The organism is Fibrobacterota bacterium, assembly GCA_019509785.1.
In the GTDB taxonomy this organism is placed as follows: Bacteria; Fibrobacterota; Fibrobacteria; order UBA11236; family UBA11236; genus Chersky-265.
Genome location: JAEKLQ010000038.1, coordinates 74444 through 96125 on the forward strand (window position 1 = coordinate 74444; position 21682 = coordinate 96125).

General features: G+C 61.7%; 15 protein-coding genes. 9 read left to right on the top strand and 6 right to left on the bottom strand.

The genetic code is table 11. The annotated features are described in order from the left end of the window. Positions 1-17 precede the first annotated feature (17 nt). Together JF616_10850 and JF616_10855 are read right to left on the bottom strand one after the other, a co-directional pair. Entirely contained in the window at positions 18-2594 is a 2577-nt protein-coding gene (locus JF616_10850; protein MBW8888243.1) for a DNA topoisomerase III, read from the bottom strand. 122 nt (positions 2595-2716) lie between these two features. Beyond that, positions 2717-3481: a recombinase family protein gene (locus tag JF616_10855; protein ID MBW8888244.1), complete on the bottom strand. Its 765-nt coding sequence runs from the start codon at positions 3479-3481 to the stop codon at positions 2717-2719. Between the two features lie 171 nt (positions 3482-3652). Here JF616_10855 and JF616_10860 point away from each other — a divergent pair, with 171 nt between their 5' ends. Next, a complete protein-coding gene (locus tag JF616_10860; GenBank protein ID MBW8888245.1) occupies positions 3653-4792 on the top strand; it encodes a glycosyltransferase family 4 protein in 1140 nt (379 codons plus the stop codon). Here the strand turns inward: JF616_10860 and JF616_10865 are convergent. From JF616_10865 to JF616_10875, 3 genes are all read right to left on the bottom strand, one after another. Next, positions 4789-5253, bottom strand: a complete 465-nt coding sequence (locus JF616_10865) for a PTS sugar transporter subunit IIA (protein ID MBW8888246.1) — start codon at positions 5251-5253, stop codon at positions 4789-4791. The two genes, JF616_10860 and JF616_10865, sit on opposite strands and share 4 nt — an antisense overlap. 81 nt (positions 5254-5334) lie before the next feature. Next, the gene (locus JF616_10870; protein MBW8888247.1) at positions 5335-8691 is read right to left on the bottom strand and encodes a PD40 domain-containing protein; all 3357 of its coding nucleotides are present in this window, start codon (positions 8689-8691) and stop codon (positions 5335-5337) included. Beyond that, a complete protein-coding gene (locus JF616_10875) occupies positions 8688-9428 on the bottom strand; it encodes a type I 3-dehydroquinate dehydratase (protein ID MBW8888248.1) in 741 nt (246 codons plus the stop codon). The genes JF616_10870 and JF616_10875 overlap by 4 nt, the downstream gene beginning before the upstream one ends. A gap of 310 nt (positions 9429-9738) precedes the next feature. Between JF616_10875 and JF616_10880 the strand changes: the two genes are divergently transcribed. From JF616_10880 to JF616_10915, 8 genes are all read left to right on the top strand, one after another. Beyond that, positions 9739-10677 (top strand): hypothetical protein, encoded by a 939-nt coding sequence (locus tag JF616_10880; protein MBW8888249.1) that lies wholly within the window; start codon positions 9739-9741, stop codon positions 10675-10677. Between the two features lie 123 nt (positions 10678-10800). Continuing rightward, positions 10801-12696 carry a 2-oxoacid:acceptor oxidoreductase subunit alpha gene (locus JF616_10885; GenBank protein MBW8888250.1) on the top strand — a complete coding sequence of 632 codons (1896 nt, stop codon included), beginning with the start codon at positions 10801-10803 and terminating at the stop codon, positions 12694-12696. Further along, complete coding sequence (locus JF616_10890) at positions 12693-13700, top strand: 2-oxoacid:ferredoxin oxidoreductase subunit beta (GenBank protein ID MBW8888251.1); 1008 nt, start codon at positions 12693-12695, stop codon at positions 13698-13700. Before JF616_10885 ends, JF616_10890 begins: the two co-directional genes overlap by 4 nt. Before the next feature lie 319 nt (positions 13701-14019). After that, a complete protein-coding gene (locus tag JF616_10895) occupies positions 14020-14895 on the top strand; it encodes a TIGR02147 family protein (GenBank protein MBW8888252.1) in 876 nt (291 codons plus the stop codon). Positions 14896-15825: 930 nt separating this feature from the next. Then, positions 15826-16644, top strand: a complete 819-nt coding sequence (locus JF616_10900; protein ID MBW8888253.1) for a hypothetical protein — start codon at positions 15826-15828, stop codon at positions 16642-16644. 38 nt (positions 16645-16682) lie between these two features. Continuing rightward, positions 16683-18794, top strand: coding sequence for a hypothetical protein (locus JF616_10905; protein ID MBW8888254.1), 2112 nt, complete (start codon positions 16683-16685; stop codon positions 18792-18794). A gap of 193 nt (positions 18795-18987) precedes the next feature. Beyond that, positions 18988-19650 carry a sigma-70 family RNA polymerase sigma factor gene (locus tag JF616_10910; GenBank protein ID MBW8888255.1) on the top strand — a complete coding sequence of 221 codons (663 nt, stop codon included), beginning with the start codon at positions 18988-18990 and terminating at the stop codon, positions 19648-19650. 102 nt (positions 19651-19752) lie between these two features. Beyond that, positions 19753-21030, top strand: coding sequence for a cation:proton antiporter (locus JF616_10915; protein MBW8888256.1), 1278 nt, complete (start codon positions 19753-19755; stop codon positions 21028-21030). Here JF616_10915 and JF616_10920 read toward each other — a convergent pair. After that, positions 20990-21682 (bottom strand): hypothetical protein, encoded by a 693-nt coding sequence (locus JF616_10920; protein ID MBW8888257.1) that lies wholly within the window; start codon positions 21680-21682, stop codon positions 20990-20992. The genes JF616_10915 and JF616_10920 overlap by 41 nt on opposite strands.

Below are 21682 nucleotides of genomic sequence, written 5' to 3' on the forward strand. Positions count from 1 at the left end.
GACGGAAAGGAGATTTCTCAACCCGCTTCGGCGGCCTCGGCCGGGGATTCCGCGCCGTCCCCTTGGGATTCGACGGCCTTTTTTTTGCCGCGGCCTTTGAATTCCCGGGGCGGGAACTCGAAGGAGATCTTCCCCTCTTTGGAAAGCTTCAAGTAGGCGTCGAAGAACCGCCTGGTCTTGGAGGATTGGAAGCCCTTGATCAGATCGGTCCGTTCCAACGACAGCAGGCGCTGGATGATCGCTCGGTCCAGGGTCTTGCCCAGGATCATCTTGTTGATCTTGAGGCCCGTCTTGTCCCCGTTGAGGGCGCTTTCCGAAACATAACCGGTCAAGGTCTCGTATACCTTGGTCCCGTCCACGGGGGAAATGCCGACGGGCTCTTCCTTGGAGATGTCCAGGGGCTGCCCGTCCGCGCCGGAAGCGGTGTCGTCGAAGACGAATTCGACCTTGTTCTTCTCGTTGAGCTTGAGCACGGCCGTGAAGGGTTTCCCCGCCTTGCTGCGAAAGCCTTGCAGCGGCCCAATCTGGCGCTTCTGCAACAGCTCGAACACCTCGGCCTCGCTCATCTGGCGCCCGCCCAAAACCTTGCGGATCATGATCTCGCCGTCGGCGGACTCGTAGCGGGTCAGGGTCTCGTACATCGGCTTTCCGTCGATGGGATTGCCGAAGGGCGCTTCCTTCTTGTCCTTGTCCTCGTCGTAGCCTTTGATCTTGGAAACGATGGACCTGGCCAGGTCCACGATCTCCTTCATGAATTCGGGACGCGTATACAGGCCGCGCTCGATCCGGTTGAGCTTGAACTCCCATCCGCCCGTCAATTCCGGCGAGACCAGTTCCTCGATGCCGATGGCGGAGAGCAGCCTCATGAGGTCGGCGCCCTTGGCGGTGGGCACCAATTCCTTGCCTTCCCGCACGATGTACTTATCGTACAAGAGTCCTTCGATGATGGCCGCGCGCGTAGCCGGCGTCCCCAGGCCGCGCTCCTTCATGGCGTCCGCCAGAGCCTCGTCTTCCACGTACTTGCCCGCGCTTTCCATGAAGGAAAGCAGGGTCGATTCGTTGAGCCGGGGCGGCGGCCGCGTGGCGTCCTGCTTGAGGGTGACGTCCTTCGCGACGTACTTGGCGCCTGCCTTCAGCGGAGTCAGGATGGCTTCTTCTTGCTTGTCGATGCCGTAGATGGCTTTCCAACCGGGCTCTTCCAAGACCTTGCCTTCGGTGCGGAAATGCTCGCCTTCCACGATGGAGATGCGGGTGGTATTGAGGAAGCGCGCCGGCGGGAAGAAAATGGCCAGGAAACGTTGCACTACGGTTTGGTAGATCCGGCGCTCCGGTTCGGAAAGTTCCCCAGGCATCACGTTCGTTGGAATGATGGCATGATGGTCGGAAACCTTGGCATCATCGAAGATGCGTTTGTCCATGCGCACATAACCCTTTGCCAAGGCTTCCTTTGCGAACTTCCCGTAATCCGAGCCTTGAAGGCTCTCCATCAGGCCTTTGGCCACGGCCAGGTAATCGTTGGGCAAATAGCGGCTGTCGGTACGCGGATAGGTGAGCACCTTATGGCGTTCGTAGAGGGCCTGAGCCAAACCCAGGGTGTTCTTGGCCGAGAAGCCGAAGCGGGCATTGGCCTCGCGCTGCAAGCTGGTAAGATCGTAAAGCTGCGGCGCCCCTTGGCTGGAAGGCTTCTGCGTCTCGGTGACCTGGGCCGGTTTACCCAGGCATTTGGCGACGATGGACTCTGCCCTCGCCTTGTCCCAGATGCGTTCGGCCTTGGTCGGATCGGCTTTGGCGGTTTCGCCCTTGTCGGGCTTCGCGGTATCTTCGTCGTCTCCTTTGCGGAAGGCGGGATCGAACCAACGCCCCGCATAGTCGGTGCCGGCGCCGGCGGCGAACTCCCCGTGGACTTCCCAATAATCCTTGGGGACGAACTTTTCGCGGTCCCATTCCCGCCGCACCAGCATGGAAAGGGTCGGGGTTTGCACGCGGCCGCAGGGCATGAGGAAGAAGCCGCCCCATTGCGATTTGTAGCCGGTAAGGGCGCGGGAACCGTTGATGCCTATAAGCCAATCCGCCTCGGATCGGCACATCGCGGCCTGGGCCAGGTTCTGCATTTCCACATCGGTACGAAGGTGCTTGAAGCCTTCCTCGATGGCGGTCTTGGTCATGCTTTGCAGCCAAAGCCGCTTGATGGACGCCTTGACCGGCTTGGTCTCGGAAACGTATTGCAGGATATAACGGAAGATGAGCTCGCCCTCGCGGCCGGCGTCGCAGGCGTTGATGATCTCTTTGATGTCCTTGCGGCGGAGGAGCTTGGCCAAGGTGGAAAGCTGCCCTTTGGTCTTGGGCAGCGGGGCGATGATGAACTTCTCGGGGATGATGGGAAGGATGTCGAGCGACCAGGACTTCAGCCGTTCATCCATGTCCTTCGGGGTGGCGATGGAAACGAGATGGCCGATGGCGAAGGACACGACGTGCTGGTCGCTCTCGTAGTAGGCTTCGTGCTTCTCGAATTTACCGGGGAGGGCTTTGACGATATCGCCGGCCACGCTGGGTTTTTCGGCGATAATGAGGGTTTTCGTGGCTTCGGCAGCCAATTACGGCCATCCTTTCCGGCGAGTTTTGGAGTCGGTTCAATATATATAACATAGACAGGGGGTCAAAATCAGCGCAGCGCGCGGCGAAACGAGAAGCGGGAAAGGCTGCGGGAGGATCCGGACTAGAGCTGGGAGGCGGTTTCGGATCCTTCGATGATCCGATGAAGGTCCGCGGAGAGATGGAGCTTGAGCTTGTCCCAGTAGCGCACCAGCACGTCGGTTACGAGCTTGGTGTTGTCGGTCTTCTCGCCCTTGATGCGGAAGCCCAAGGCGCGGAACATGTTCAAGTGATCGTAGCCGCCGTGAACGGCATTGTACTCCCTCTCGGAGAGTCGTACGCTGTCCTTCAATTGGAACAGCGCGCGGATGAGCACTTCGGCGTAGCGCTCGTCCTGGAGCATGCCGAACAACTTCGTCCACAAGGGCTTGAGGCGGAACTTCTCCGAGCGAGCCGCCAATTCGCGGGCCGGGTCGGCGTGATCCAAAGCGAGGATTTCCCCGGCGATGGACGTCATGCGCGCGAACTCCGCCGAGGCGGAGGTCAGCTTCCAAGCGGTGACATGGATTTCGGTACGGCCGGAATCGAAGGTGTCCCGCAGGAAGGTCAGCACTTCGCGCGACCCCCGGCCGATGCGGTTCACGTCCTGCACCACGATATGCCCGATGCCTTCTTGCATGGTGCGGCTCAGGATGCGTTCCAGCCCGGAGCGCATCCGCCCTTTGGCGCCCGGTCCCACGTCGGTGACGATGTCCACCACTTCCAGGCCCTGCAGCACGCAATAGGTCTGGAGGTCGACCGACTGCGAAGCCAGAGTCCGTTCCTGGCCTTCGTCCGGCCAAACCGAACAGTAGATCAAAGCCTTGGTATTCTTGGTAGGTATGCTCATTTTGCTTGCGCCTGAACTTGGCTTAATATAAACATAATCCTGTTTCGCCACGCGCACTTTTCTACCCCCGGGAGCCTCGCAAACCCTTCCTTGACCAGGCGTTGTAACGATTCCCGACAGCGGGGTTGCATCTTTCGCGCTAGCCTTGGATAATTTCAAGCGGAAACCCAAATGCCAAAAGCCGGGCGCGCGCGAGCCGCCTTCGTCACCACCGATTTCCCTCCCGATATCGGCGGGCTGCAAACCTATTCCTATCGCATCGCCACCTCCTGGCCCGGAGGCATGCTGCGCGCCGTCATCGCCGGTAGCGATCGCCCGCGGCGCGCTTTGCCATCGCCCGCGCGGGGCGTGGCTCTCGCCTGGCGCCGGGGGCGCACGCGCTGGAGGGCCTTCGCCTGGGGGCTATGGACCATCCCCTGGTTCCGCTTCCGCCATCGGACCTCGCTGCTCTTGCATATGCAATGGACCACCGCCCTTCCCTCCCTCGCGCTCCGCAAGCTGGTACCCGGCACGCGCTACGTTGTCCTGGTGCACGGCGCCGAATTGATCGATCCCGAAAGATGGCTGGTGGGTCGGCTCAAGCATGCGGTGCTGTCGAACGCGGACGCCGTGGTGGCCGGTTCGCTGCATACGGCCGAAATCGTTTCCCAACTCGGCATCCGCTGCCGCCGCCTGGAAGTCATCCCTTACGGCAATCCCCTGGAAGGCAGGCGCGATCCGCCTCCGGGTGAGGGTATCCCGCCGGTTACCCCCGGTCCCCGCCTATTGTGCATGCACCGCCTGGTCCCGCGCAAAGGCACGGCTCTGCTGCTCGAAGCCTTGGCCGGGCTGAAGGATCGGGCCTGGGGCCTGGACATCGTGGGCCGCGGCGAAGAAGAAGGATCGCTTAAGGCCCTCGTCGCCAAGCTGAAGCTCCGCGATCGGATCCGCTTCCTGCCCTCCGTGGACGAGGACGGAAAGATGCGGCTCTTGCGCGAGTCCAGCTTGTTCATTTTGCCCAGCCTGCCCCCCGTGTCGAACAACCACGTGGAGGGGTTGGGGCTTACCTTGCTGGAAGCCCAAAGCCAGGGCCTGCCGGTCCTTGCCGCCCGCACCGGCGGCATCCCGGAGGCGGTCCGGGAAGGACGCACCGGCATCCTGTTCCGCGCCGGGGACGCGCTGGACCTGAGGGAAAAGCTGGCCTGGTCGCTGGCCTCGCAGGAAAAGCTAAGGGAGATGGGGAAGGCGGGGCCGGGTTGGGTACGCGAGAATTTCAGTTGGGAACGGAGCCTGGAAAAGCTCCGGGCCTTGCTGGAAGAGATCGCCGGCTAGGTGTACTTCTCTTCGCCCAATTTCAGGTTCGCGTAGAATTCCACCGGGCTGTTCGCGGCGATCAGGCTCTTGCGGATGTCCGCATCCGCCATGATGCGCGAGATCGCGGAAAGGGCGCGGATATGCGGCCCCGTGGTATTCGAGGGCGATACGATGAGGAAGAGCAGGAAAACCGGTTCCTTGTCGATGGCCTCGAAGTCGATGCCGCGCTTGACCGAGCAAGCCACCACGCACATCTTATCCAGGAAGTCGACCTTGCCATGCGGGACGGCAAGGCCGCAGCCGATGCCGGTGGACATCTTCTCTTCGCGCCCCAGTACGGCGGCCATAATGCCGTCCCGGTTCTCGATCCCGTAAGCCTGGCAGAGCAAGACCACCATCTCCTCGATGATCTCGCGCTTGTTCGGCTTTTGCGAGTCGATGATGATGCACTTTTCCGTGAACCGTTCCGAAAGCCTCATAATGCCGTTCCTCTGGCCGAAAAAACGTAAACCGTTTTTTCAGGCGCCCCTAATTTAAAATTCCGCGCCTAAGGACCAGTATTACCGCGGCGGATTCCGATGCGTTCCAACGCCGTCGATCGCCCAGGCTTCGGTATACTTGAGCACGAAGATGCCCAGATTCATGCGCATCCCCCATCCTAATCCCAGCCCCATTTCATCGAAAGCGTTGCCGGCAGACCAGGCGCCGCCGTAATCGGCGAAGACGTTCCCCATGATATAACGTAATGCCAAGGGAATGGGCCAGACAATCGAGAATTCCCGGATGAAGGGATACCGGAATTCGATATTGGAAACGAACTTGCGGGTGCCTTTGAATTCGTAATAATCGAAGCCGCGCAAAGGGAAATCGAATTGGGAGAAATAGAGTTCTTCTAGGCGGCTGGGCAGATTCGCCCCGTTGGCGTGGGCATTGAAGGTATAGTCTTCCCCGCCCACCCAGAACTCGTGGGGATTTTCCTTACCGCCCAAGGCTTCGGAAGCGCCCGTCGAAACGCGGACGGCGAGGGTGTATTTCTTGAAGTACTCCCAATATTTGCGGAAATCCGCATCGGCCTCGACGAAAGCGAACTTATCCTGGAAAACCGGCGGAACGGCGGTGACGTTGGCGTAGAGCCTCTCCCCATTGACCGGCCCTACGATTCCCCAAAGCGAATTATCATGGACCCAACGGATGCTCGGGAACAAGGCGTTGATGACGATGGGCTTGAAGGAATCGTCGGTGCTGAAGTTGCTGCCGTCGCTGATTTGGCGGGTGCGCGAGGTGAACATGGTGCGCGCCTCGAACTCCATGCGGGTGAAGACCGAGAACGGGTAGCTTACCGAACCGCCGAATCCCCATTGCCGATCGAGGTAAACGTTCGAGTCCGGGAAGACGGAGCCGTTCCCGCTAAAGAGCGCATACTGGGACAATTGCGCCTGATGATACGCCGTCACGGAGAAATCCGGCTTGAGGGCCAGGTAATCATAGCTGATGGCCCCGTTGGTGTTCTCCCAACTGCCGTTGATCGCGAGGGCGAAGGAAAGTTCCTGATCCCCCATCAGATCGCTCAGGGTGATGTACGCCAAACCGCCGTAGCCGTATTGGTTGTCTACGCCCAGGGCCGCGTTCGCGTTATCCAAACTCCAAATCGGCTTATAGCGATTCTTCACGAAGCCCCCGTCGGGCGTCATGTACGCCGAACTGTCGGTGAGGAACGGCGTCTTCGCCTTCTTGCCACGTTTGCGCTCCCCGCGTTCCTCCGCGGCCGAGTCGGATCGGACGGAATCCCGCATCGAGAATCGGGCCGCCGTGTCCGCAGGGGCGGAAGCGGATTTCGCGGTGGTATCCTTGCGCCCTCGGCTCGAGGCCAGGACGGCCGAGTCCTTGGCGAAGCGGGCGGAAGCCGCGGAATCCTTGCCGATGGCCGCGCCGATGGCCTCTCCCGCGGCCTTGGAAGCCTTCTCTTTGCGGATATGCTCTATGGAGTCGCTCTTGGCGGTGGCCGTCTTCACCGAATCGGCGCGTTTGACGGAATCGATACGGATGCTATCGGGGTTGAAGCTGGACAAGGTGGCCCAATTGACGGGCCGGAAGAAATGCACCGAGGTGTCCTGCAGCGATTTGATGAACCGGGTGGTGGGCAATTCGCCATGCATGGCCTTCGCGAGGGGATCCTTCATCAGGAAAACGTCCCAACCGCCTTCCTCGAAGAGCGAGAAGGCGAGGTACTTGCCGTCCCACGACCAGGAGGGCGTGAAGCAGCCGGACAAAAGGTTGGTTAGAGGCTTCTCGCCCCAGGTCCCGGCCGAATCTTCGGCCGCCAGATAAACGTTATCGATGCCCGAGCGGTTGGATACGAATACGAGGCTGGAATCGGAAGGCCCGTAGGAGGGCTGCTTCTCGTCGAAGGCGCCGCCCGCGATTTTCGTCAATCCCTGGCCGTCCATCCCGATCCGGTAGACGTCGCTGAAGGCCAGCAAGCTATCGTAATCGTCCAAGGGGTTGGCCGAAGGCGGCCGCACGATGGCATTGCGGCGGTCCGACTCGAAGGCGATCCATTTCCCGGAAGGCGAGAAGACGGGATGATCGTCGTGGGCGAGATCATGGGTGAGTTGGATCAATTTGCCTTCGCGGAGATCCCAGACGTAGATATCGGTCAGGCCGTCTCGCATTCCGCTGAAGGCGATGTAGCGGCCGTCGCGGGACCAATTGGGCGAGAGGATGGCCTGCACGTCGGGGGCGATCTTTCGGATTTGCTTGCCTTGATGGCCCTTGCGCGCGTCCACGATGTCGATGACGTCCTTGCCCTGCTGCTTGCTCACGACCGCGATCTGCTTACTGTCCGGGCTCCAGGCGATGCCCGACTTGAAGGAGTGGAAGCTCTCATGCTGCTCGGTCTTGCCGCCCTGGATCACCGTTCGCGTCACCTTCTCGCTCTTCACGTTGATGATGAAGATGGCCTCCCAGGTTTCCCTATCGCTGAAGAAGGCGATCTCCTCGCCGTTGGGCGAAATGGAAGGCTGCAAGTTGTAGAAGGATTGGTCCTTGCCGTGATCGGTCAATTGGCGCGCTACCGATTTCCCGTACTGGCGTTGGCCCAGCTCGGGCCAATAGACGAAGCGCAGTTCGCGCAGCCATAGCTCCCCGGCTTCCTCCAGGGATGTCTTGGTCACCTTCTTGAAGGCCTGCGGCAGATCATGGGAGTCGGCCATGGCCTGGATCAGCTTGGTCACCGTCCCCTTGCCGTAGATCTGGTCCACCCAGTACAGGAACAATTGCCCGCCCTTGTAGGCCAGGAAACCGCCGAAGTCGGTGGTGGGCGGTTCCACGTAACCGAAGGTGGTCGCGTCCACCATGAAGAATTCCGATCCCAGGTCCCAGCCCAGCGAGGCGTATTCCGCCAGGCCTTCGCTCACGAACAGGGGGAACTGCGACGTCTGATGCGCGGCCATGGAGGCCGCGTTCTCCCCGTAGAGCATGTCGAAAACGACCGCGTGCGTCATCTCATGCTTGATGACGTGGTAGAAGTCGTGGTAACTGCCTTCGAAGGGGAGCACGATGCGGTTCTTGAAAATCTCGGTGAAGCCGCCGATCCCCTCCTCCAGCGGCAGGCGGATGACGTTGGTCTGTTCGAATTCCGCATGCGATCCGTGCAGGATGATGGGGACGCGCGCGCCCAATTTGTGGCCCACCGTGGTGGAAACGCTCTTGTACATCTGCTCCACGTGGCGGGCGGCGAATTGGGCGATGAGGTCGGAGCCTTGCGGGAAATAGATGTCGAAATGCTCGGTCCGGTAATACGACCATTTGAATTGGTGGTATTGCACCTTGTTCTGGCCGAAGTTCTGGGCCTGGGGGCGGATGGGGAAAAGCAGGACGGCGGCCAGTACCAGAACGGCGCGCAACTTCGTAATCAAGCGGGCTCTCCTTGCAAGCGGGCTTCGGCCCAATCCAAAAGGCGCGGTTCGGCTCCCGTGGACAGCAGGTCCCCGGGGAGTTCGGCGGAGAAGCGATCCAGGCATTGGGCGATCTCGGCCGCCGAAAGCTGCCCGGGGGCCACCGCCTGACCGGCAAGATAACCGTAGGCCAGGGGGCATCCGAGCGCGGGACCGAGCACCCGCAGGGCGCGCCCGACCGCGCCCATGGAAAGGACGCAGGCCTGGGGCGCGGCGGCGGCGGCTTCCCGCGCGAAGCCCATCAGGGCGAGCACCTCGGCGCGGGTGGCGCAGCTGACGGCGAACTTCACTCCGGCCGGCCGCCAGGCCAGCATCTCCCGCAGCAGAGCGCTCAGGCGATCGGGCGCGGGGCAACCCGCGAAGTCATGGTGCGACAAGAGCAATCGGGCCCCGGATGCGGAGAGTCCGTCGCGTAGGGCAACCGGGAGGCGGGGATATTCCTCGATCTCGATGTCCACCCAATCGGGAACCGGATCCGTTCCGGCGCAGCCCAAGGCTTCCCAGATTACGGCGCGATGCGGGGAACGGGCATCCGGCCAGGCTCCGCCGTCCCGTTGCAGGCGTACGGTCAGCAAGGTGCCGAAGGCGAGGCCGCGGCGATCGCGTTCGGACCGGAAGGAGAGGAATTCATCCGCGAGGCGGCCGGGATCGGCAATCCCGGAATCGCCCGCGAAGGTATCCGCCCGGAATTCGGCCAAATCGCAATCCGAGAGAGCGGCCCAAGCCGCGGGATCATGGCGGTTTGCGCCGGTGACAATGCCTATTACGCGCGCCCCGTATCGGCGGATCAAAGTCGCCTTTTTAGTACTTTGCCGCACAATGCCATCCCAAGATACATTAGTATCCCCCGCCTGCCGCAAAAAATCCCCCTCCATAATAGCCATCGCGAAGGCCTTTCTGCTGGTCATTTCCATCTCCGTAGCGATCCGTGCCGCCGATACGCTGGCACCGGCCCCGTCGGCGCGAAACCTTATCCCGCTTTCCGAGCCCGGCTACGATTCCCTCCTCATGCGCGCCCTTGACACCCTCTATCGCGGCGCATACGTATCGGCCGACAGCATGTTGCGCGGCCTGCCGGACATCCCGGCGCGCGGTTTCTTCTTAGGTCTCGCTTCGGCCGCCCGTTGTAACGACTTGGGGGATACCGCCGCGCTCACCGCGGCGGAAGCCGAATGGGACCGCATCGAACGGGCCGGGGATGAAGGCGGATCGCCGCTGGCCAAGGCCGCCAATTACGGGATTTACCGCGGGCTCGCGGAATTGCAGTTGAGCTACGTCGCCAGCCTGCATGGGGGCGGGCGCATCAAGGCCGCCCGCTTAGGCCGGCGCGCGGCCAAGCATTTGCAGGCCTATCCCGGGATCGCCGAGGCGGAAGCGGCCCTGGCCCTCTATGATTATTACAAGGCGGAGCTCCTGAAGGGGATCGATTGGTTCCCCTTCGTCAACGCCGATCGCGAAGGGCCCCTCCGTCGGTTGGAAGCCGCCGTTCCCCGCTCCCGTTACCTGCATGCTACCCTGTCCGCGTCCCTGCTTTGGATCTATTACGATTCCGGGCGGTATGACTTGGGGCTCCCCGCCATCCGCGGCTTCCTGGCGCGTTATCCCGGCAATCGCATCTGGCGGCAGATGCTGGCGGACTTCGAATTCCGGGGATCCCGATCAGGCGCCGGAAATCTGGACTCGGCCTTGGCCGTGCACCTCGCCCTTTCCTCCGAATACCAAGCCCTGGCCTCCGCCTCTCCCCCGCCGGCCACCCTGCCTTTGGGTTACTTGTGCTCGGTGGGCAACCTGGCGAAGATCTACGCCGCCCAGGGGAAGCGGGAATTATTGCAGCGGCAATTGGGGATCTGGTACTCGCCCCGGTACGCCGGCCTGGGGAATTGGCTGCCGGCGAGCCTGGTACGCGAAGTAGATGCTTTGCGGAAACAAAACATGCTGCAAAGATGACCTCCGGACGCGATAATGGACGGACACCCTGGCACAAGAATAGCCGGGATAATGCGTCTGCCAAATTTGTATCTTAGAACGTCCACTTTAGGACATATTCTTAGCCCGGAGACACTTCCAGCCATGTCCACACCCGTTACCGATGTCCCGATCAATCCGACCGAAAAAGCCCACATCGATGTCGAATCCGTAACCATCCGCTTCGCGGGGGATTCGGGCGACGGCATGCAAATCACCGGCACCCAATTCACGGACGCCTCCGCGGTGTTCGGGAACGATCTGGCCACCATGCCGGACTTCCCCGCCGAGATCCGCGCGCCGGCCGGCACCGTCGCAGGCGTGAGCGCCTACCAAATCCACTTCAGCTCCCTGGACATCAAGACGCCGGGAGATGATCTTAACGTGCTGGTGGCCATGAACGCCGCCGCCCTGAAGGCCAATATCGCCGACCTCGAAGAAGGCGGCATCTTGCTGCTGGACGAAGCCGGGTTCACCGATAAGGACATCGAGAAGGCGGAGATGAAAAGCAATCCGCTCACCGACGGATCGCTGGACGGCTACCGCGTCATCAAGGCGAACATCACCGAGCTGACCATCAACGCCGTGAAGGAGACGGGGCTCAAGGGGAAATCCGCCGAGCTCTGCAAGAACTTCTTCACCTTGGGGATGATGTACTGGCTGTACGATCGGCCCCTCACCCATACCCTCAAGTGGCTGGACGAAAAATACGGCCCCAAGACCAAATACAAGGACAAGCCCGAGGTCGCCGAGTCCAACAAGAAGGCGCTCACCGCCGGCTACAACTTCGCCGACACCGTCGAGCTGTTCACCTCGCATTACCGCGTCAAGAAGGCGGCCCTCCCCAAGGGCAAGTACCGCAAGATCAGCGGCAACGAGGCCACCGTATTCGGCCTGCTTACGGCCTCGCAGAAATCCGGACGGCCGCTTTTCTACGGCAGCTATCCCATTACCCCGGCTTCGGATATCCTGCATGGCTTGTCGCGCCACAAGAACTTCGGAGTCATCACCTTCCAGGCCGAGGATGAGATCGCCGCCATCGCCTCCTCCCTGGGTTCGGCCTATGCCGGCGGCCTGGGCGTGACCGCCACTTCGGGCCCGGGCATCTGCCTCAAGCTGGAAGCCATGGGCTTGGGCGTCATGACGGAACTTCCCCTGGTCATCGTGGACGTCCAGCGCGGCGGCCCTTCCACCGGCCTCCCCACCAAGACCGAGCAATCCGATTTGCTGATGGTCATGTTCGGGCGCAGCGGCGATTCGCCCTTGCCCGTATTGGCCGCGCGTTCGCCGGGCGATTGCTTCGGCATGGCCTTCGAAGCCGCGCGCATCGCCCTCAAGTACATGACCCCCGTCGTGCTTCTTACCGACGGCTACATCGCCAATGGCGCCGAGCCCTGGCTGATACCCGACCATAATGCCATCCCCGAGATCAAAACCAACCTCGCTACGGCGGACGGCTCGACCTTCCAGGCCTTCGCGCGCGACCCCGTTACCATGGCCCGCAAATGGGCCATTCCGGGAACCCCGGGTTTGGAGCACCGCATCGGCGGATTGGAGAAGGCCCGCAACACCGGCGCGGTCGCTTACGATCCTGAAAACCACCAGGCCATGACCAATGAGCGGCACGCCAAGATCGCCGGCATCGCCAACGACATCCCCTTGGCCGAAGTGATGGGCCGGGCGGACGCGGATGCCCTCGTGATCAGTTGGGGCGGCACCTTCGGAACCGTCTCGACCGCGGTGGAGGAAGCCATCAAGGGCGGCCTTCCCGTGGCCCACGTGCATTTGCAATACCTGAACCCGTTCCCCCGTAACCTGGGGGAAATCCTGGACAAGTACGATCGCGTGATCATTCCCGAGCTCAACATGGGCCAGCTCCGCTTGCTCATCTCCGGCCGCTTCGGCATCCCGGTGCAAGGCATCAACCAGGTGCGCGGCAAGCCCTTCAAAGTATCCTTCCTCGTTTCGGAACTACATCGGATCCTGGAGACCCAGAAATGACGACCGCCACCGCCGAACCCCTAACGCGCAAAGACTTCGCCTCGCCGACCGCTATCCGCTGGTGCCCGGGCTGCGGCGACTATTCCATCCTCAGCACCATGCAAGGCATCTTGCCCGGCTTGGGGATCCCGAAGGAAAACTTCGTGTTCGTATCGGGCATCGGCTGCTCCAGCCGCTTCCCCTACTACATGAACACCTACGGCTTCCACACCATCCACGGCCGCGCCCCGGCGGTTTCGTCCGGCGTGAAGCTGACCAATCCCGACTTGCAGGTGTGGGTCATCACCGGCGACGGCGACGCCCTGTCCATCGGCGGGAACCACTTCATCCATGCCCTGCGCCGCAACATGGATCTGAAGATCATCCTGTTCAACAACCGCATCTACGGCCTGACCAAGGGGCAATACTCCCCCACCTCGGGCGTAGGCACCGTATCGCCCTCGACTCCCTACGGCTCCGTGGATCAACCCCTCTCCCCCATCTCGATGGCCCTGGGAGCGGAAGCCGGATTCGTGGCGCGCACCAGCGACAATGACGTGAAGCATATGGGCGAGGTCTTCGCGGCCGCCGCGGCTTATAAAGGCGCGGCCTTGGTCGAGGTCCTGCAGAACTGCGTCATCTTCGCGGACAAGGTGCACGAACCCTACTACGGCCGTCCCACCCGCAACGACACCTTGCTTTACCTGAAGCATGGCGAGCCCCTCCGCTTCGGCAAGGAGATGGAGAAGGGCCTGGTGATGGACAAGTTCGCCATGAAGTCCAAGACCAATCCGTCCGAAGGCGAAGTTCTCATCCACGATGAGAAAGAGGCTTCGGGAGCCTTGGGCTTCTACCTGTCGCGCTTGGCCCATCCGGAATATCCGGTGCCGGTGGGCGTTTTCCGCAACGTGGAAAGGCCGGTTTATCACGCCGGAGTCCGGGCCCAAGTGGATGCCGCCCAAGCCAAGAATCCTCCCAGCCTGGATAAGCTGTTCAATTCGGGCAGCACTTGGACGGTGGACTAAGCAGCCCCCGGGAGCTGGATTAAAACCCGCTTCCTACAGAACGACCTTTCCGAAGGCGGCCTACGCAGGCCGCCTTCGATTTTTTAGGAAGATATTCCCGAACCGCCCGTGAATCCCGCATTACCCGGAACGGGTAGCCGAATCCCGCTCGCAATCGTCAAAGCCCCGGTAGGGACATCCTGCCAATTAGCTCACAGGGAAGCTAGTTTTTACCGAATCTCCCTCGACTCGGGAGCATTTCATGGAAATTGGAAGCGTCGCCACCGTTCCGAACCCCGGTACGGCGAGTCCGATCCGCTCACAATTCGGAGCGGAAAACGTGAAGTCGCCTCGGAAGTCGGATTTCCAAGGGCAGCATTTGGATCATCTTAACCCTAAAACCGAGCCAGGCCGACCGGACATATTCCAACACCTGGAATACCGGTCCTACCTGGCCGATTACGTAGAGTGGCGGCAAAAGGGGAATCTGCGTTTCTCCAAACGCGCCTTCTCGCAGAAGTACTTCGGATCCACCGGAATCCTGTACGAGGTCATCCAGGGCCGGCGGGATCTGGGGCCTAAGTTGCGCGTGCGCTGCGCGGCCGCCCTGGGCTTGAACGATAAGGAGAACGAATACTTCGAGCTCCTGGTACAGCACAACCAGGCCAAGCATGACCTGGAAAGGAACTTCTTGTTCGAGAAGCTGTCGCGGTTCCGGAACTCCAAGCCGTGGGTGGTGAGGGAGAACCAGCATAAGTACTACGCTAAATGGTACTATGCCGTGGTTTTCAGCTACCTCGGGCTGGACAAACGGAAGGCGACCGCCAAGGAGATCGCCGCGGAGATTACCCCGGCGCTGACCGACGCCCAGGTGTCCGAAGCCATCGACCTGCTGATGGAGTTGGAACTGGTGAAGAAATCGGAGCGGGGCTATGCTCTGACGCGGAACCACCTGGTGTCGGGAGGATTCACGGGCGAAGTCGCTTTGGAGTACAACCGGCAGATCCAAAAGCTGACGAGCGATCTGGCGCAAGAGGATATGATGCGCTTCAAGGCCTTCAGCACCCAGGTTACGACGGTTTCCAGCGAGAGCCTGAAGGCGATCCGGATGAAGTTCGTGGCCTTCCAGCAAGAGATGCAGGATATCGTGGCGAAGGACAAAGGGACGGACAAGGTATGCACCGTAGTATTCCAGATTATTCCGAACACGAAATGAGAACGATGCCGGCCATACGGGCGATTTGCATTCTCGGGGCACTCCTGGCATTCGCTTGTATGAAGCCCGAATCGACGGGGCCCGGTACGGATAACGGACAAACCCCAATCGGGGATGATGATCGCCAGGCAGGCGCAACCTCCAGCACCAATTGGCCCCAAGAAGACGTCGGATCGCAGCCTATCCAAATAATCGGAACCGCGGATTCCATTTTATCCTTTTCCTTCATGCAAGCATTGACCGCGGGAAGCAACCCGGTTCCGACCCGGCTCGCGGCGACCTTCCTCCTCTATCGATCCGGATTTAATCCCTTATTCGACTCGGTACCGACCTTGCGCTTGGTTTTCCCGGTCTCGGATACTTGCAGAATCAATGCAGTGGACCTTAACCCTTTGTTGCAAGGCGATATGGATACCTTAAGATTTACCGTCGAAGTCCGGATTGATTCCGTTCGCGCGTTATTTCCGGGTTTCACGTATTCCAAAAAGCGGAAAAAATTCCTGGAGTGGCCGATTCACGTCAATGACTCGAGCACGACCAGCCTGACCAGCCCTCATTACCAATTCGCCGGGATACCCGACTCCCTACTTCGATCCTTACAATCCGACACTAGCGGGAACGCCAAGCTCTATTACTACATTCCTGGCGCGCCATATTATTGGCCGCCATCCTTCGGGCACGACAGCCTGTACATAGGTCCTACCGTGTATGGCCGGTTCCCGTTGCGATGCATCAAGGTGGTTTCCCATTCGGCTCCGAAGGCGGTCTTCTCGATCGAAGTCTACGCCCTTTCACTGGTAAAGGAATTGGTCAATGACAGTCTTCACCACTCCAATCCAATCACGGTCATCAAACTGGGTGACCTCATTTCGCGATTCCAAGGGGAAGGCATCCCCGCGATCCGCGCCCCAAGGTAAAAGCCGCGGCCGGATGGGCCTTCGCGCCGCCCTGCTCGTAGGGGCCTCGCTCTCAATCCCCTCTCTCGTCCGCAGCTACCCCGTTTCCATGGACATCGGCGCTTTCGCGATCGATGATTACACCGACAATGGCGGCGGGGCGCTGGATCTCAGCTACCTCATCGCAGGGGGGCAGAACTTTTTCTGGGCGGCGCAAGCCGATGTTCCTCCCTATGCGGGCGGCAACACGGGCACCCCCACCCTGGCGGTAGATGCCCGCGATACCCAGGTGTCGAAAGCCGCTCTCACGAATACGTCCAGCGGATACGGGAACCGGGAATACGCCGATTTCGTTTATTTCGGAGGCCACGGGATCTACGGGCAGATGTTCCTCGGCAATTACCCGAGTTATGGTTACGTCAAGCCCTCGGATCTGAACCTCGGGGTCGGCTACAATCGTTGGTTGCTGGCCAACTCCTGCTCGCTGTTCAACGGCGGCGCCCCCGCCACGGTCTGGCAGCCCGCATTCAAAGGCCTCAAGGTCATGCTCGGATTCAAGTCCTACGTCTTCGACAATAACCTGAGCTGGGATTTGTACAACGACTTCTGGCTTAATTGGACCTCCCGGGGGAAAAGCATACTGTCCTCCTTCTTCGATGCCGAGGCCAACTACGGGTATAAGCACCTCTACCCCACCAAAGGACTGGAACCCGGTTGCCTGTCCGCCCAATATTCGGATGATTCCTGGGACTATTGCCGCGAGTTCTTCAAACTGGCGCCCCACAATTACAACAAGGCTATCGCCAATACGGGTTATTACTACTCCAGGGTGATCGGCACGCCCCAGTACTGAGGCCCGCCCCCATTCCATTCCTCACGCGGAGAAACGCAATGCGTAACGCTGTCCTTCCCATGGCGATCGTCCTTCTCGCCTTCGGCGCCCATGCCGCTCCCGCGCAGAACGCGATCGCGAACCGGGCCGATTCAACCAAGTCCGCTCCTGCCGACACCGGAGCCAAAGCCGCCCCGGCCAAAGCCGCGCCCGCGGCGGCCGCTTCCGCCGTGGCCCAGGATTCCGCCGCGGCCCATAAGGCCTTGGCCGATTCCGCGGCCACGCGCGCCAAGTTCGCCAAGGACTCCCTGGTCTCGGCCCGCAAGATCGACGAGATCAAGCGCCTGGCCCAGAAGGATTCCTTGGCGGCCGTACGTAAGAAAGCCCTGGATTCCGCTTCGGCTCGCAGCCGGTACGTCCACGATTCCCTGGTCGTGCACCACAAGCACGTGCGCGATTCCATTGCGACCCGCCAGAAGTTCGTTCGCGACTCCCTGGCGGTCCGCCGCAAGTTGGTCATGGATTCGCTGGCCGCGCGCCTCAAGTACGTCCACGATTCCTTGGCGGTAGCCAAGGCCCACCGCGACTCCGCCGCCACGGCCTCCAAGAAGGCGCATGATGATTCCGTCCATACGGCGGCCCTAGCCAAAGTCGCGTCCTCCAAGACCCTCGCCGACTCGCTACAAGCCGCGAAGGCGGCCAAGGACTCCGTGGCTTCCCTCGCGAAGGCCGCCGCCAAGGCGAAGGCGGATTCCATCGCATCGGCCGTGAAACTGCAAGCCTTGGCGAAGGTGGCGGCCGACAAGGCGTTGGCGCAATCCCGGGCCGATTCCGTCAAGAACGCCCGGGCGGCCAAAGCCCACAACGACTCCTTGTCGGCGGCAGCCAAACGCGCCCATGCCGATTCCCTCCGCGCCGCGGCGAAAGCCAGGACCGATAGCGTCCACGCGGCCGCGCGGGCGCGCGCCGATTCCGTCCTCGCTGCCGGCCGCCATCGCGCCGATTCCCTGAAAGCGGCCGCCGAAGCCAAGGTAGCCCTGCGCCGCGCCGCCCTCCAGGCCCGGACCGATTCCATCGCGGCGGCTAAGGCTTCACGGGACTCCGCGGCCGCGGCCGCCCGCGCGGCGCAGCATGAGAAGGACAGCACCCTGGCCAAGAGCTATCGGATCCTCAATCGGCCCGTCAACAAGGACGAGGTCAAGTATTTCCTCACCCGATTCAAGATGAAGGACGCGGGCAAGCCGGAATCGACCGCCGTCAATTGGGTTTGGCGCGACAAGTCGGGAGCCTTATTGACCTACGAGCCGGGCATGTCCGAGCTCGGCTTCTCCGACGAAAGCGTTCCGATGTTGGACAAGAAGGATTACGTTCCGGATTCCCTGATCCGTTTCCGCACGGATGGCATCCTGCGCGAGCTGCTGCAAGAGAAGGCCGATCGATACGCCTTCGCGAACTACGAGATCACCATGGTGCAGAAGAAATCCCCGGAGACGAAGGATCAGGTTCTCCCTGCCGTGCCCGCTTATTATTTCGGCCGGTACATCCGTAAGTTGGACGATCGCCTGGTGCTGGGGGACGCCTTCCAGGTCCGCTTGAGCTACGGCGCCGGGGGCGCCACCCAATTGTTCTCCCTGCGCGACCCGGTACTGGCCGAGGGCGCGCCGGTGAAGGTTCCCACCCGACAATACGTCGCCGACAGCCTGGTCCGATGGACGAATTCCCGCACGCGGCCGCGCACCCTGCTGTATCCGTATCATCCTGATCGCTTGCGCATCCGCGACATCAAGCCCGTGAAGATCCTGGAATCCTACGTGGAGACGACGGAAAAATTCCGCGACGCCCCGCAATTGGACGGGACCTACTTGATGCCCTCGGTGACCGTTCTGGCCCAGGTCTATCTCTATCCCTCCGCCACGAAATCGAAAGAGCCCCCGCCCGTCGAACCGATCCTGCTCCACTTCCATTTCCCCTGCCGGCCCGGCGCGGGCCTATGCTGGCCCGATGCCGGCCAAGGCATGGAAGGCGGGGCCGCCGCGCCCGCCGGCCGCATGGCTCCCCCCCGTAACCCCGGTGCTACCGCCCCGAATCCGGCCAAGGCCGGGGCCCCCGGGGAGGCCTCCGCGCCCGCGAAGGCTGCGCCCTCGGCCGCGCCTACCAAACGCGCGCCTTGATTCCTCGCCTACCCGGATAGTTCCGCTATCCGGGTAGTTCCGCATACCCCATCCGTCCCCGGAATACGAGCCGCTCACAGAATGGAGCGAATTGAGCTTGCCCTGCCCGTGGTGGGGGCACCGACGGCGATATCTTTCTCGTCGAAGGGGCATGATTCCTGAAATCAGCCCTGGGATCGGAAAGAAGGATAGCATGTCGGAACACGAAGACCTGCGGAATGGCGCCGATTGGCAAGCCCAGCTCTACGACCGTTACCACCAGAAAGTATTCGGGATCTGCCTTTACTTCCTGAAGGACAGGGAAGAAGCGAAAGACGCCTCCCAAGACGTTTTCATCAAGGCCTTCCGCGCCTGGGGGGGATTCGAATGGAAGTGCGATCCGTTGACCTGGATCGGCGCCATCGCCAAGCATGAATGCTTCAGCCGCCGGATACGGCAAAGGCGCCATATGGAACGCCGCGCGGAGATGGCGCTGGAAATCGCATGGGAGTCCGAAGAGTCCGGGGATGAATTCGTTCTCCATCGTTTACGGCTGGAGAAGGTCTTGCCCGAAATACGCGGCCGCCTCCGCGAGATCCTGCGCCTGGCCATGGACGGGCTCAACCATCGGGAGATCGCCAACCGCATGGGTGTCTCGCGGGTCGCCATTACCCGTCGCCTTACCCGGTTCAAGAAGGAGATTGCCGACCTGGGCATTAAGCGTGAGACCGCCTTCGTACGCGCCGGGCAGACGCGTTTCGCCGCCGGGGCCGCGCCGGCCTTGTCCTTGGCCCGCGCCGGCCATCATCGCGAAGCTTCCGCGGAACTGGCCTTGGATCCGGCCTACGCCCCCGAGGCCCAACTCATCGCGGCTTAGAAAGCGACTCATCGATAGGGTCGGCGCGGGCAGGCGCCCTTCCTTCGGGGGGCATCGCCCGAGCAAGCGCGTCGCGATTTTTAACTTAAGCCGGTGGACGCGTTGCATACTCCTTTCGGATTGCTGCTGGCCCAGCTATCCGTAGTGGTGGGCATCGCCGGAACCTGCGGCTTGCTGGCGAAACGCTTGGGGCAACCCGCCGTGATCGGCGAGATGGCCGCGGGCATCGCCCTGGGCCCGTCCCTGCTGGGCCATTTTTTCCCCGGCTTTTCGCAAGCCTTGTTCCCGCCGGCGAGCCTAGGGACCTTGAACCTGCTCAGCCAAGTGGGCGTGATCCTGTTCCTGTTTTCCATGGGGATGGAGATCGATTTGGCTTCGGTGCGGCGGCATGCGCGGCAGGCGCTGTTCGTCAGCCCGGCGGGAATCGTCGTGCCCTTCCTATTGGGGGCGGGCGCGGCGGCCTTCCTCTACTCAGGCATCGCTCCGCCGCAAGTGCCCTTCCCCGCCTTCGCGCTATTCCTGGGAAGCGCATTGAGCGTCACGGCCTTCCCGGTGCTGGCCCGCATCCTGGCGGAACGGAACCTGCTGGCGACGGCTTTGGGGCATACCGCCATGGCCAGCGCCGCCGTGGAAGACGTGATCGCGTGGATCCTGCTGGCGTTGATCATCGCGGTAGCCAAGGCGGCTTCGCCCTTCTCCGCGGCCGCGGTGGCGCTGGCCGCCTCCGCCTTCACCCTGGCGATGTTGTTCGTGTTGCGGCCCGCCGCGCGCCGCCTGCCGGTGCTCGATCCCGATGGCCGGCCCAAACGGGGAGCGGTACTCGCCGCCCTGATCGTTCTCTTCTTGTCTTCCCTATGCACCGAGGCCATCGGCATCCACGCCTTGTTCGGGGCCTTCCTGGCGGGCGCGGCCATGCCTTCCCAATCGGCCTTCCGGACCTTCTTGCGCGAACGGTTGGAGTATCCGGCATCGCTTTTCCTGCTTCCCGTGTTTTTCGCCTCGACGGGTTTGCGCACTCGCGTGGATAGCCTCACGAGCGCGGTAGACTGGGGGGTCTTCGCGCTTTTATTGGCCTTGGCGGTGGCGGGCAAGCTGGGAGGCGTGAGCCTGGCTTCACGGGCCGCGGGTGCGCCTTGGCGCGAAGCCTTGGCCCTGGGGGCGCTCATGAATACCCGGGGATTGATGGAGTTGATCGTGTTGAACGTAGGGCTCGACCTGGGTATCCTGCCGCCCCGGTTATTCACCCTGATGGTCCTGGTGGCGCTGGTGACCACCGCCATGACCGGGCCCTTGCTCGATCTGATCCTCGGCAAAACGCCCGGGCAGGTATCCCGCGCGCTCAGCCCCGGATCAAAAGCAAGCGTCCCCCGCGGATCTTGACGTCCGCCAGATGCGCGGTCGCCCGATCGAAAGCCTCCTTGTCGGAGGCCCAATCGCGCGCTTCGATTTTGCCTTTGGAGGAGAGCACGGAAGGCGGCGCGGAGATCCCGTTCATGATGGCCGCGACCGGGACCATGGATAATTTCCCGTCCTCCAGCTTGGGATAACCTTTCATGACCGAATTCAGGTAGCCGTGCACGTGCAGCAGCTTCGCCAGCGTCGCCAAGGCCCCTTTCATCTGCTCCACCGGCAGGCTGTTCCGCGCCACCAGCAGGGTGTCCTCCAGGGAAAGATGATAGTCGAGATGGAGGTTCTCCAGGGCGTCGCTACCGCGGATGAGGTCGTTCAACTCCGCCGCATCCAGGGCCAAGGTATCTTTGGCCGCAGGGTCCGCCGCTTTCGGCGTCGTCAGGAAGCTGTCCACCTTGGCGCGGACGCGCGCCTGGGACTCGGGCGAGGTTTGCACGGACGTAAGTTCCGCCGGACGCGGCGCGACCAGGGCCTTCAGCTGCTTGTATTGCATGGCAAGCAAGATGAGGAAAACCAGCACGAGAAAGGCCGGCATCAGCAGGAGGAAAATAAAGAAAGGCCCCTTCATCAGGGGCTGATTGCCTGCGGCGTTGCGGGATGGGGAGAGGATGGGCTTTCGCAC

What these genes read in the sequence shown, in the direction of transcription:
- JF616_10855 (MBW8888244.1), bottom strand. Translation starts at nt 3,481, where the DNA reads ATGAGCATACCTACCAAGAATACCAAGGCTTTGATCTACTGTTCGGTT.
- JF616_10860 (MBW8888245.1), top strand. Translation starts at nt 3,653, where the DNA reads ATGCCAAAAGCCGGGCGCGCGCGAGCCGCCTTCGTCACCACCGATTTC.
- JF616_10865 (MBW8888246.1), bottom strand. Translation starts at nt 5,253, where the DNA reads ATGAGGCTTTCGGAACGGTTCACGGAAAAGTGCATCATCATCGACTCG.
- JF616_10880 (MBW8888249.1), top strand. Translation starts at nt 9,739, where the DNA reads ATGCGCGCCCTTGACACCCTCTATCGCGGCGCATACGTATCGGCCGAC.
- JF616_10885 (MBW8888250.1), top strand. Translation starts at nt 10,801, where the DNA reads ATGTCCACACCCGTTACCGATGTCCCGATCAATCCGACCGAAAAAGCC.
- JF616_10890 (MBW8888251.1), top strand. Translation starts at nt 12,693, where the DNA reads ATGACGACCGCCACCGCCGAACCCCTAACGCGCAAAGACTTCGCCTCG.
- JF616_10900 (MBW8888253.1), top strand. Translation starts at nt 15,826, where the DNA reads ATGGGCCTTCGCGCCGCCCTGCTCGTAGGGGCCTCGCTCTCAATCCCC.
- JF616_10905 (MBW8888254.1), top strand. Translation starts at nt 16,683, where the DNA reads ATGCGTAACGCTGTCCTTCCCATGGCGATCGTCCTTCTCGCCTTCGGC.
- JF616_10910 (MBW8888255.1), top strand. Translation starts at nt 18,988, where the DNA reads ATGTCGGAACACGAAGACCTGCGGAATGGCGCCGATTGGCAAGCCCAG.